The organism is Amycolatopsis speibonae, from assembly GCF_042647925.1.
Taxonomy (GTDB): domain Bacteria; phylum Actinomycetota; class Actinomycetes; order Mycobacteriales; family Pseudonocardiaceae; genus Amycolatopsis; species Amycolatopsis speibonae.
Map to the genome: position 1 here is coordinate 89576 of NZ_JBHRWK010000092.1, position 13729 is coordinate 103304.

Annotated in this window: 1 protein-coding gene; it reads left to right on the forward strand. The window is 70.6% G+C overall.

Annotated features, from left to right (window positions below):
• Positions 1-203: 203 nt before the first annotated feature.
• A partial coding sequence (locus ACFOSH_RS39070; RefSeq protein ID WP_378245946.1) for a type I polyketide synthase occupies positions 204-13729 on the forward strand: 13526 nt, incomplete at its 3' end.

Genomic DNA, 13729 nt, shown 5'->3' on the forward strand with positions numbered 1-13729 from the left:
TGCGCTATGCTTTCCCGGAAATGGCAATCGGGAACAATACGCAAGTCAGGGGCCCGGACCGCTGATGTGCGGTGCCTAGGGGTCACCTAGGGGTTGTCGCCCCCGTCGCCCGTCGAATACTTTTTTCTTTGGTTCCCGGCACCGAGATCGATCGTGCCGGTCAAGGGTGTATTCGTGGTCTGCGGTGATCGAGGTGGCTCAGATTGGCCAGTGAAGACAAACTTCGCGAGTATCTCAAGTTGACCACCACTGACCTGCATCAAACGCGCAGGCGCCTGCGTGAACGGGAAGTGGCCGAGCAGGAGCCGATCGCCATCGTCGGCATGGGCTGCCGGTACCCCGGCGGCGTCCGCACGCCCGAGGAACTGTGGGACCTGGTGCTGGCGGGCACCGACGCGGTCGGCGACTTCCCCGGCGACCGCGCCTGGGAGCTCGACCAGCCGGGGTTCGCCCGGCTCGGCGGGTTCGTCGACGACGCCTCCGGGTTCGATCCCGCGTTCTTCGGTATTTCGCCCCGTGAGGCGCTCGCGATGGACCCGCAGCAGCGGCTGCTGCTGGAGACCTCGTGGGAGGCCTTCGAGCGCGCGGGCATCGCCCCCGCCGCGATGTCGGGCGCGCGGGTCGGCGTGTTCATGGGTACGAGCAGCCAGGACTACGCCGCTGTCCTGCGCGCCTCCGCCGAGGACACCGAGGGGCACCTGCTCACCGGCAACGCCGCCGCCGTGGTGTCCGGGCGGCTCTCGTACACCTTCGGCCTGGAGGGCCCCGCGGTCACGGTCGACACCGCCTGCTCGTCCTCACTGGTCGCGATCCACCTCGCCGTGCAGGCCCTGCGCCGCCGCGAGTGCACGATGGCGCTGGCCGGCGGCGTGATGATCATGTCCACGCCCGGCGCGTTCCTGGAATTCTCCGCGCAGGGCGGGCTGGCCGCCGACGGCCGGTGCAAGGCGTTCGCCGAGGGCGCGGACGGCACGGGTTGGGGCGAAGGCGTCGGCGTGCTGTTGGTGGAGCGGCTGTCGGACGCGCAGCGGCTCGGTCACCCGGTGTTGGCCGTGGTGCGTGGTTCCGCGGTGAATCAGGATGGCGCGTCGAATGGTTTGACGGCACCGAATGGTCCCTCGCAGCAGCGGGTGATCCGTGCGGCGTTGGCGAGTGCGGGCCTTTCGCCGTCCGATGTGGACGCCGTGGAAGCGCACGGCACGGGGACCGCGCTGGGTGACCCGATCGAGGCTCAGGCGTTGCTGGCGACCTATGGCCAGGACCGCGATCGCCCGCTGTGGCTCGGTTCGGTGAAGTCGAACCTGGGACACACGCAGGCGGCCGCGGGAGTCGCGGGCGTGATCAAGATGGTCATGGCCCTGCGGCACGGAAAGCTGCCGAAGACACTGCACGCCGACCGGCCCTCGTCCCATGTGGACTGGACGGCGGGTGCGGTGGAGCTGCTGACCGAGGCCCAGGACTGGCCGGTGGGCGCCAACCCCCGCCGGGCCGGGGTGTCCGCGTTCGGCATGAGCGGCACCAACGCGCATGTGGTGGTCGAAGAGGCCCCGGCGGCCGAACCCGTCGTCACGGTGCCCGCGCCGGTGGCGCCCTGGGTGTTGTCGGCGAAGTCGGCGGGCGCGCTGACCGAGACCGCCACCCGGCTCGCCGACTTCGCCATCGACCGTGACGCCGCGGGTGTGGCGGCGGGGCTGGCCGGTCGTTCGGTGTTCGAGCACCGTGCGGTGCTGGTGGGTGAGGACCAGGCCGGTCTGGCTGCCGCGTTGGCGGCAGGTGACCAGCCGGCTGGTGTGGCGCGTGGTTCTGGCTCCGGTGTGGAGCGCGTCGTGTTTGTGTTCCCTGGTCAGGGTTCGCAGTGGCTCGGCATGGCCTCGGCTCTGTTGCAGGAGAGCCCGGTGTTCGCTTCGCGGATGGCGGAGTGCGACAGCGCTTTGAAGTCCTTTGTGGACTGGTCGTTGTTTGATGTTTTGGACGATGAGGCCGCGTTGGGTCGGGTTGATGTTGTTCAGCCGGTGTTGTGGTCGGTGATGGTGTCGCTGGCCGCTGTGTGGCGTTCGCTCGGTGTGGTTCCGTCGGCGGTGGTCGGTCACTCTCAGGGTGAGATCGCGGCCGCGGTGGTGTCGGGTGGTTTGAGCCTGGAAGACGGGGCTCGGGTAGTGGCGCTGCGGAGCCAAGCGATCGCCGCCGAACTCGCCGGTCTCGGCGGGATGTTGTCGGTGGCCGCCCCGGTGACGGAGGTCGATGAGGGTGTGTCGATCGCGGCGGTGAACGGTCCGAACGCGGTCGTGTTGTCCGGTGACCCCGATGCGCTGGCTGCGGCGAAGGCCCGGTATGAGGCTGAGGGTGTTCGGGCTCGGTTGGTGGCGGTGGACTATGCCTCGCATTCGGCTCACGTGGAGCGGATCGAGACGCAGCTGGCCGAGCTGCTTGCCCCGGTGACCCCGCGCATGGGCGAAATCCCGTTCTATTCCACTGTGGACTCCCAGTGGCTGGACACGGCTGAGTTGTCGGGTGGCTACTGGTACCGAAACCTGCGTCAGACAGTCCGGTTCGCGGACGCGGTGGAGCGGCTGGCCGCTGAGGGCTTGCAGATGTTCGTCGAGGTCAGCGCGCATCCGGTGCTCACGATGGCGATCGAGGACACCGTCGATGTCCCCGTGGTGGGCACGTTGCGCCGCGACGAGGGCGGGCTGGAGCGGTTCCTCCTCTCTGCTGGTGAGGCGTTCTGTCATGGTGTGGACGTGGACTGGCCGGGGTTGCTCGGCAACATCGGAACCATTCCGCAGGATCTGCCCACGTATCCGTTCCAGCGCGAGCGCTACTGGCCGACCAGCTCGCCCGCGCTGCACGGTGACGTCGCCGGCGCCGGGCTCGGCGCCATGGGACAGCACCCGTTGCTCCGCGCCGTGGTCGAAGTGGCCGGAGGCGACGAGGTCCTGCTCGCCGGACGGCTTTCGCTGAGCACCCACCCGTGGCTGGGCGAACACCGGGTACTGGGACGGGTTTTCCTGCCGGGCACCGCTTTCGTGGAACTGGCCGGGCAGGCGGGCGACCGGGTCGGCTGCGCCAGGGTGGAGGAGCTGACGGTCGAGGTGCCGTTGGTGCTGCCCGCGACCGGCGGGGTCCAGGTGCAGCTCGTGGTCGGCGCGGCCGACGAGACGGGGCTGCGTGGCCTGGTCTTCTACTCCCGGGAAGAGGAGGGGATGCCGTGGACGCGGCACGCCTCCGGCGCCCTCTCGCCGGACCCGGGCACGGCCGAGGGACTGCACACCTGGCCGCCCGCGAAGGCCGAACCGGTCGACATCGACGGCCTGTACGCCGGACTCGCCGGTGTCGGCCTCGAGTACGGCCCGGTCTTCCGTGGCCTGCGCGCGGTGTGGGAGCGCGGGGACGAGGTGTTCGCCGAGGTCGAGCTGCCGCGTGAGCAGCACACCGGTGCGGGCGACTTCGGACTGCATCCCGCGCTGCTCGACGCCGGTCTCCACGCACTGGGCGCGGTGTCGTTCGGCGGTGGCGGGGCATACCTGCCGTTCTCCTGGACCGGCGTGTCCCTCCACGCGACCGGCGCGTCGGCGTTGCGGATCCGGCTGACCCGGCACGCGGGCGACAGCGTGTCCCTCCTGGCCGCCGACGGCGCGGGAAATCCCGTCGCGTCGGTGGCGTCACTGGCGCTGCGGCCCGCGTCGGCGACGGGAGCCGGGCGGTCGAAGAACCTGTTCCGGGTCGGCTGGGAAACCCTCCCGCTGCCCGACGCCGAGTTCGCCGCGCTGCCGGAGTACCCGGTACCGGCCGACGTCGAGCCCGTGCCGGACACCGTCCTGCTGCACTGGAAGGACGTCGAGGGCGATCCACATCGGACTGTCCACAAGGCACTGTCTGTAGTGCAGGACTGGCTGAAGCAGGAACGGTTCTCAGGCTCGCGGCTGGTCTTCGTGACCCAGGGCGCGATCGCCGCGGACCCCGGCGAGGACGTGCCGGACGCCGCTTCGGCGGCGGTTTGGGGCTTGGTGCGCTCCGCGCGTTCGGAGAACCCCGGCCGCTTCGCGCTGGCCGACGTCACCGATTCCGCCGATCTCGGCCTGCTCACCGCGGCACTGGCCACCGGTGAGCCCGAGCTGGCCGTGCGGGACGGCGTGGTGCTCGTGCCGCGGCTGGCGCGCGTCGTCCAGGGCGAAGCGCCGGAGGGACTCGGCGGGGACGGGACCGTGCTGATCACCGGCGGCACCGGCAACCTCGGCGGGCTGCTGGCCAGGCACCTCGTCGCCGAACACGGCGTGCGTCACCTGCTCCTGCTCAGCCGTCGCGGGCCCGCCGCCGACGGAGCGAGCGAGCTGGCCGCCGAACTGACCGGACTGGGCGCCGAGGTCGAGGTGGCCGCTTGCGACGTCGCCGACCGTGAGCAGCTCGCCGCGGTCCTGCGCGGGCTGGACCGGCCGCTGACCGGTGTCGTGCATACCGCGGGCGCGCTGGACGACGGCCTCGTCGACACGCTGACCCCGGAGCGCGTCAGTGCCACCCTGCGGTCCAAAGTGGACTCGGCGGTACACCTCGACGAGCTGACCCGTGACCTCGACCTGGACCTGTTCGTGGTGTTTTCGGGAGCCGCCGGGGTCTTCGGCGCCGCCGGGCAAGCGGGCTACGCCGCCGCCAACGTCTTCCTGGACGCGCTGGCCCATCGGCGGCGCGGCGCCGGGCTCCCGGGTACTTCACTGGCGTGGGGTCTCTGGTCGCGGCTCGGTGGCATCACCGGGCATCTCGGAGAAGCCGACGTCGCGCGGCTCAGCCGTGACGGAGTCGAGGGACTGGGCGAAGCCGAAGGGCTCGAACTGTTCGACGCCGCACTGGCCGCGGACGAACCGCTGCTGGTCCCGATCCGGCTCCAGACCGATGGCCTGCGCGGCGCGAAGACCGAGGTCCCGCGCCTGCTGCACGGTCTGGCCGGCATCCGGCCAGGACGCGGCAAGGCGGCGGCCGTCACCGGACTCGGCGACGCGACCCTGCGGCAACGGCTCGCCGCGCTGTCCGCGGCCGACGCCGAACGCGTGCTGCTCGACCTCGTCCGCACCGAAGCCGCCGCGGTCCTCGGCTACCGCTCGGCCGAGGCGATCGAACCCGATCGCGCGTTCCGCGAACTGGGCTTCGATTCGCTCACCGGCGTCGACCTCCGCAACCGGCTCAACGCCGTCACCGGAGTGCGGCTTCCGGCGACGACGGTCTTCGACCACCCCGCGCCCGCCGTGCTGGCGAGGTTCCTGCTCGGCGAGCTGGCCGGTTCGACCCCGGCCGAACGGTCGACGGCCACCAGGGCGAAGGCGGACGACGAACCGATCGCCATCATCGGCATCGGCTGCCGCTTCCCCGGCGGGGTGGCTTCGCCGGAGGACCTCTGGGAGCTGCTGACCGCCGAGACCGACGCGGTCGGCGGGTTTCCCGCCGATCGTGGCTGGACCACCGCCGCGGACGAGTCCTACGCGCCCCAAGGCGGTTTCCTCTACCACGCCGCCGAGTTCGACCCCGGCTTGTTCGGCATCTCTCCACGGGAAGCGCTGGCGATGGACCCGCAGCAGCGAGTGTTGCTGGAGACCGCGTGGGAGGCGTTCGAGCGCGCCGGGATCACCCCGGCCCAGGTCCGGGGCAGCCAGGCCGGTGTGTTCGTGGGCGCCGCGGCGCAGGGCTACGCGGTGGGCGCCGAGGCGCCCGACGGGGTGCAGGGCCACGTGCTGACCGGCACCACGCCCAGCGTCGCGTCCGGGCGGATCGCCTACAGCTTCGGGCTGGGCGGCCCGGCGATCACCGTCGACACCGCTTGTTCCTCTTCGCTGGTGGCACTGCATCTTGCCGCACAGGCACTCCGCAGGGGCGAGTGCGAACTCGCGCTGGCGGGCGGGGTCACCATCATGTCCACCCCGAACGCGTTCGAGGAGTTCGGCGCACAGGGCGGGCTGGCGGCGGACGGCCGCTGCAAACCGTTCGCCGACGCCGCCGACGGCACCGGGTGGGGCGAGGGCGCGGGCATGCTGCTCGTCGAGCGGCTGTCGGACGCTCAGCGCCACGGCCACCGGGTGCTGGCCGTGATCCGCGGCAGCGCGATCAACTCCGACGGCGCCTCGAACGGGCTGACCGCGCCCAACGGCCCGTCACAGCAGAGGGTGATCCGCGCGGCGCTCGCGAGTGCCGGGCTGGAACCGTCCGAAGTGGACGCCGTCGAAGCACACGGCACCGGGACCGCGCTGGGCGACCCGATCGAGGCACAGGCGCTGCTGGCGACCTACGGGCAGGACCGCGAGGAGTCGTTGTGGCTCGGTTCGGTCAAGTCCAACGTCGGGCACACCCAGGCCGCGGCGGGAATGGCCGGCGTGATCAAGATGGTCATGGCCCTGCAGCATGGTGTCCTGCCCAAGACGCTGCACGTGGACGCACCGTCCACACAGGTGGACTGGTCCGCCGGCGCGGTGGAACTGCTCACCGGTGCCCGCACGTGGCCGGACACCGGCCGCCCCCGGCGGGCAGGCGTCTCCTCCTTCGGGATCAGCGGGACGAACGCGCACACGATCCTCGAACAGGCCCCGGCCATCGAGCCTGCCGCCGAGCCCCGGCTGCCCTCGGTGGTGCCGTTCGTGCTGTCCGGCAAGACCGCCGCGGCCTTGCGGGCGCAGGCCTCGCGGTTGTCGTCCTTTGAGGACGGAGAACTCGCGGACGTGGCCTTCTCGCTGGCCACGACGCGGTCGGCGTTGGAACACCGCGCCGTGGCCCTCGGCACGAACCGGGACGAACTGCTGGCCGCGCTCACCGCGCTGGCCGCAGGCACCTCCTCGGCCGACGTCGTCACCGGGACGGTTTCCCGTGGCCGGTCGGCGTTCCTGTTCGCTGGCCAGGGTTCGCAGCGGGTCGGTATGGGGGCGGAGCTGTATGCGGAGTTCCCTGTCTTTGCGGCGGCTTTTGATGCGGCGTGCGAGTTCCTGCCGTCGTTGGGTGATCTTGGTCGTACGGAGTTCGCGCAGCCTGCGTTGTTCGCGCTTGAGGTTGCGTTGTATCGACTTGTCGAGTCGTGGGGTGTGCGCCCCGATTTCCTGTTGGGTCATTCGATCGGTGAGATCGCTGCTGCGCATGTTGCTGGGGTGTTCTCCTTGGAGGATGCGGGCAAGTTGGTGTCCGCCCGCGGCCGCCTGATGCAGGCGTTGCCTGATGGTGGCGTGATGGTCGCGATCGAGGCGACCGAGGACGAGTTCGAGCCTGACGCTGAGTTCGGGATCGCAGCAGTGAACGGCCCGAACTCGGTGGTGATTTCGGGTGCCGAGGCAGTGGTTTCCCGGATCGCGGGAGAGTTTGCGGCCAAGGGGCGTAAGACGAAGCGTCTTGAGGTGAGTCATGCGTTCCATTCGCCGTTGATGGAGCCGATGCTCGCGGAGTTCGCTGAGGTACTTGAGAGCATCACGTTCACCGCACCGGTGATTCCGGTGGTGTCCGGTGGTCTCGTCGCAGACTTGGCGTCACCGCGGTACTGGCTGGATCACGTGCGTCAGGCCGTGCGTTTCGCCGACGGTGTGAAGGCTCTGGCCGCCGAGGGTGTGACGTCGTTTGTCGAGTTGGGCCCGGACGGTGTGTTGAGCGGGCTGGCCCAGAGCTGTCTCCCGGATGCTGAAGCTCTGTTCGTCCCGCTGCTCCGCGGTGACCGGCCTGAGGTCCGCACCGCCATGGCCGCGCTGGGCGCGCTCCACACCCGGGGTATCGCGGTGGACTGGACCGCCCTGGTCAACGGAAACCCGGTGGACCTGCCCACCTACGCCTTCCAGCGCGACCGCTTCTGGCTGGAGCTGGGCAGCGCTACCGCGTCTCCGATGGACGACGTCGACGCGGAGTTCTGGGACGCGGTCGAGCGTGAAGACCTGGAGTCGCTGTCGAAGTCCCTGGCACTCGAAGCCGGTCAGCCCTTGGACAGCTTCGTGTCGTCGCTTTCATCATGGCGGCGGAAGCGCCGCGAGTCCTCTGTGGTCGATGGCTGGCGCTATCGGGCGGAGTGGGTGCCCGTGCGAGCGTCCGAAGCCCTGCCGGAGGGCGAGTGGCTGGTGCTCTCGCCGGAGCCTCTGGCTGAAGGTGATGCTCTCGCTGGTTTTGGTGAGGTTGTGGTCGCCGAGCAGCCGGACCTCTCGGAGTTGTTGGTGCCTGGCCGTTTCGCCGGTGTTGTGTCCTGTTTGGATGCTGCGTCGACGTTGCCGGTGATCCAGGCGGCGGTGGGTACTGGTTCGAAGGTGTGGGCGGTGACCCGGGGTGCCGTTTCCGTCGGCCGGTCGGATCGGTTGTCGGCGCCGGAGTCCGCGCAGGTGTGGGGCTTGGGCCGGGTCGCGGCGCTGGAGCATTCCGAGGTGTGGGGCGGGTTGATCGACCTGCCCGCTTCGGGTGACGACCGGGTGCTGGGTGTGCTCGCGGGTGTCGAGGACCAGGTCGCGGTTCGGGCGTCCGGAGTGTTCGCGCGTCGTCTGGTGCGGGCCGGTGCGGCCGACCAGGAACCGTGGGCTTTCGGTGGCACGGCGCTGATCACCGGTGGCACCGGGGCCTTGGGCGGTCAGGTCGCGCGGTGGCTGGCTCAGCGAGGTGCCGAGCATCTGGTGCTGGTCAGCCGTCGCGGGGCGGCTTCACCGGGTGCGGAAGATCTTGCCGCGGACTTGCGGGAGTCGGGCACCAGAGTGACGGTGGCGGCCTGTGACGTGGCCGATCGCGAGGCGGTGGCCGAGCTGATCGACGAGCTCGAAGGCTTGTCGGTGGTGGTGCATGCGGCTGGTGTCGCGCAGTCGACACCGTTGGCGGACTGCTCGGTGGACGAGTTCCGTGGGGTGGTCGAAAGCAAGGTCGCGGGTGCGATCAACCTGCACGAGCTGACCGAGGGTCTTGACGCGTTCATCGTGTTTTCGTCGATCGCGGCGACGTGGGGCAGCGGTGGTCAGTCTGGCTATGCGGCAGGCAATGCGTTCTTGGATGCGTTGGTGGAGCAGCGTCGTGCTGATGGTCTTCCGGGGTTGTCGGTGGCGTGGGGTCCGTGGGCCGAAGCGGGGATGGCTGTCGGAGAAGCGGGCGAGCAGCTCGCGAAGCGTGGCCTGGCGGCGTTGGCGCCGGAGCGGGCATTGGCGGCGCTGGAAGGCGCACAGCACGACACGACGGTGACCGTGGCTGACGTGGACTGGGCCCGGTTCGCGCCGGTGTTCACCTCCCGGCGACCCAGCCCCCTGCTCACCGAACTGCCGGAAGCGGCGAGCACCCAGGTCGAACCCCACACCACTGGACTGCGGGAAGAGCTCTCCCGTTCGGACCGCGCCGGGCAGCTGGCGACCCTGCTGGACCTGGTGCGCACCGAGGCCGCCGTCGTGCTCGGGTACGCCGGTCCGGACGCCGTCGAGCCGAACCGTGCCTTCCGCGAACTGGGTTTCGACTCCCTGACCGCGGTGGAACTGCGCAACCGGATGGTCCCGGCGGTCGGTCTCGACCTGCCGACCACCCTGGTCTTCGACTACCCGAACCCCCTCGTCCTGGCCGGGCACCTGCTCGACGAGCTGGTCGGCGGAGTGGCAGAGGTCGCCGCCGAGCGGTCCGTCATGGCGGACGGCGAGCCGATCGCGATCGTCGGTATGGCGTGCCGGTTCCCCGGCGCGGTGGAGAACCCGGAGCAGCTGTGGCGGCTGGTCGCGGACGAGGTGGACGCCGTCGGCGACTTCCCGGCGGACCGGGGCTGGGATCTGGAGACGCTCTACGACCCCGACCCCGAGAACCCTGGCACCACCTACACCCGTGACGGCGCCTTCCTCGACATGGCAGCGCATTTCGATCCGACGTTCTTCGACATCTCGCCGCGGGAAGCGCTGGCGATGGACCCGCAGCAGCGGCTGCTGCTGGAGACTTCGTGGGAGGCCTTCGAACGCGCGGGGATCGACCCGGCGTCCGTGCGGGGGAGCCGGACCGGCGTGTTCGTCGGCTCCAACGGGCAGGACTACCTGGTGGTGCTGGCCGGTGCCGAGGACAGCCACGACGGTCACCTCGGCACGGGCAACTCGGCCAGTGTGATGTCCGGCCGCGTCGCTTACACCTTCGGGCTGGAAGGTCCGGCAGTCACGGTCGACACCGCCTGTTCGTCTTCGCTGGTGGCCCTGCACTGGGCCGTGCAGTCCCTGCGCAACGGCGAATGCGAGATGGCGCTCGCCGGCGGGGTCACGGTGATGTCCACCCCGGGCGCGTTCGTCGAGTTCAGCGCCCAGCGCGGGCTGGCGGCCGACGGCCGGTGCAAGGCGTTCGCCGACGGCGCCGACGGGACGGGCTGGGGCGAAGGTATCGGCATGCTCCTGGTCGAGCGGCTGTCGGACGCCCGGCGCAAGGGGCATCCCGTGCTGGCCGTGGTGCGGGGCAGCGCGGTGAACCAGGACGGCGCGTCGAACGGGTTGACCGCGCCGAACGGTCCTTCGCAGCAGCGGGTGATCCGCGCGGCGCTGGCCGACGCCGGGCTTCGAGCGTCCGAAGTGGACGCTGTGGAGGCACACGGTACGGGGACCTCGCTGGGAGATCCCATCGAGGCGCAGGCGTTGCTGGCGACTTACGGGCAGGACCGCGAGGAGCCGTTGTGGCTCGGGTCGGTCAAGTCCAACGTCGGGCATACCCAGGCCGCCGCCGGGGTGGCGGGCATCATCAAGATGGTCATGGCCATGCGCCACGGCGTGCTGCCCAGGACCTTGCACGTGGACGCGCCGTCGGCACAGGTGGACTGGTCCGCGGGCTCCGTCGAACTGCTCACCGAAGCCCGCGAGTGGGCGGAAAACGGGCATCCACGCCGGGTCGCGGTGTCCTCGTTCGGGTTCAGCGGGACGAACGCGCACACCATCCTGGAGCAGGCACCCGCCGAGGCGGCCGTCTCGGCGCCGGGCACGAGGATTCCGTCCGTCCTTCCGCTGGTGGTGACGGGCAGGTCGGCCGTGGCCGTGCGGGCACAGGCGGGCAGGCTGGCCGCGGCCATGGAACAGGGCACGGATTCGCTGCTCGACCTCGCGTACTCGCTCGTCTCTTCGCGGGCGTCCTGGGAACACCGGGCCGTCGTCGTCGCGGAGGACCGGTCCGCCGCCTTGCGTGCGCTGCACGGCTTGGCCGAGCGCGGCACCGACCCTTCGGTGGTGGAGGGCACCTCGGTCGGCGGAAAGCTGGCCTACCTGTTCACCGGTCAAGGCGCGCAACGGCTCGGCATGGGACGCGAGCTGCACACCGAGTTCCCCGTGTTCGCCGAGGCGTTCGACGAGGCTTGTGCGCATTTCGACCGGTACCTGGACAAGCCGTTGCGGGACGTGGTGTTCGGCGAGCCCGAGCTGCTGGCCCAGACCGTTTACACGCAGGCGGCCTTGTTCGCCGTCGAGACCGCGCTGTTCCGGCTGCTGGAGTCCTGGGGAATCCGGCCGGACTTCCTGCTGGGCCACTCGCTCGGCGAGCTCGTCGCCGCACACGTGGCCGGCGTGTTCTCCCTTGCCGACGCGTGCGCGCTGGTCGCGGCTCGCGGCAGCCTGATGCAGGCGCTGCCGGTGGGCATCGGTGCCATGGTCGCCGTGGAGGCCACCGAGGACGAGGTGCTGGTGCAGGTGAAGAACGCCGCGGGCGCGGTGGACATCGCCGCCGTCAACGGGCCGCGGGCCGTGGTGGTCTCGGGTGAAGTGGCCGCGGTGCTGCGGATCGCGGACGAGTTCTCCGCGCAGGGCCGCAAGACCAAGCGACTGACGGTCAGCCACGCCTTCCACTCGCCGCTGATGGAACCGATGCTCGCCGAGTGGGAGAAGGTCCTTGGCGGACTGACCTTCCACGAGCCGCGTATCCCGATCGTGTCCAATGTGTCCGGTGCCGTCACCGGCGAACAGGGCACACCCGCGTACTGGGTCAGCCACGTGCGGGAAGCCGTCCGCTTCCTCAACGGCGTCGAGACGCTCGCCGCGCACGGCGTGACGAAGTTCGTCGAGCTGGGGCCGGACGGTGTGCTGACCGCCATGGCACAGGATTGCCTTGCCGATGCGGACACGGTGTTCCGGTCTGTGCTGCGGGGCGACCGGCCGGAGGCGCGGAGCGCGATCACGGCGCTGGCCGGGTTGTCCGTGGACGGCTCCACTGTGGACTGGGAGACGGTGTTCGACGGCACCGGCGCCAGACGCGTCGACCTGCCGACCTACGCCTTCCAGCGCGCGCCGTACTGGCTGGAGACGACTTCCTTCAGCGGCACGGCGGAACCCGCGTTGCTCGGGCTCACCGCGGAGGAACACCCGTTGCTGGGGGCAGCCGTCGAGCTGGCCGACGGCGACGGGGTGGTGCTGACCGGCCGCCTGTCCATGCGGACGCACGGCTGGATCGCCGACCACGCCATCCTGGGCCGGGCGCTGGTACCGGGTACCGCGCTGGTGGACCTCGCCGTCGCCGCCGGTGACCGGACGGGCTGTGGCCGCGTCGAGGAGCTGACCCTGCAGGCGCCGCTGGTGTTGCCGGAGTCGGACGGGGTGCGACTGCAGGTCGTGGTCGGGGAACCGGACGACGAAGGCAGGCGCGCGGTTTCGATCCATTCGCGGTTCGACGGCGCGGCCACCGACGGGGTGTGGACCAGGCACGCCACGGGATCGCTGTCGCCGCGGGCCGGAGAACCCGGTGCCGGGCTGACTGAGTGGCCGCCCGCCGGAGCGCGGCGGGTGGACGTCACCGGTCTCTACGAAGGACTTGCGGAGGCAGGTTTCGCCTACGGACCGAGCTTCCAGGGCCTGCGCGACGTATGGGTGCGGGGCGACGAGGTGTTCGCGAACGTGGCGTTGCCCTCCGAAGCGGTCGGTGAAGCGGGCCGCTTCGGGCTGCACCCGGCGTTGTTCGACGCCGGTCTCCACGCGTGGGTCCTGCGTACGGACGCGACCGAGGGCGGGCGCGTCCCGTTCGCCTGGTCGGGCGTTTCCCTGTTCGCTGTCGGCGCGGCCGCGGCGAGGGTGAAGCTGACCAGGACCGGTGAGGACTCGCTGTCGATCGAGGTGGCGGACAGCACGGGACAGCCGATCGCCTCGGTGGACTCCCTGGTGCTGCGTGAAGTGTCCGAGGAGTCGTTGCCCAGCGCCGGCGACTACGCCGACAACAGCCTGTTCCGCCTTGCGTGGGAGCCGGTCATCGCGGCGGACGCGGCGCCCGAGTGGCGCACGTTGTCAGGCTTCGACCTGAAGCCGGTGAGCGCGGACGTGCCGCCGATCGTGGTCGTGGACTGCGCGGCCGACGGCCGGGACGCGACCGATCTGACGTCTTCCGTACTGGAACTCGTCCAGGAATGGCTGTCGGACAGCGCTTTTGACGATTCGCAGCTGGTCGTGGTGACCCACCGGGCTGTCGCGGCGAGTACCGGCGAGGACGTGTTGGACCTCGCGGCCTCCGGGGTATGGGGCCTGCTGTCGAGCGTGCAGAGCGAGCATCCGGACCGGGTGACCGTGGTCGACGTGGACGACGACCCGAGGTCCCTGGAACGCGCGTTGGCTGTCACCGGCGAACCCCGGCTGGTCGCGCGTGGTGGCGATGTCTTCGCCGCGCGGTTGGGCCGGGTTTCGCGGTCGGCCGACCTGGTGCCGCCGACCGACGAGCCGCTGTGGCGGTTGGACAGTGTCGGCAAGGGCACGTTGTCGAACTTGTCGTTGGTGTCGTGGCCGCAGGCCGGGGATCCGTTGGGTGAGTTGGACGTTCGGGTCGAGGTGCGGGCGGC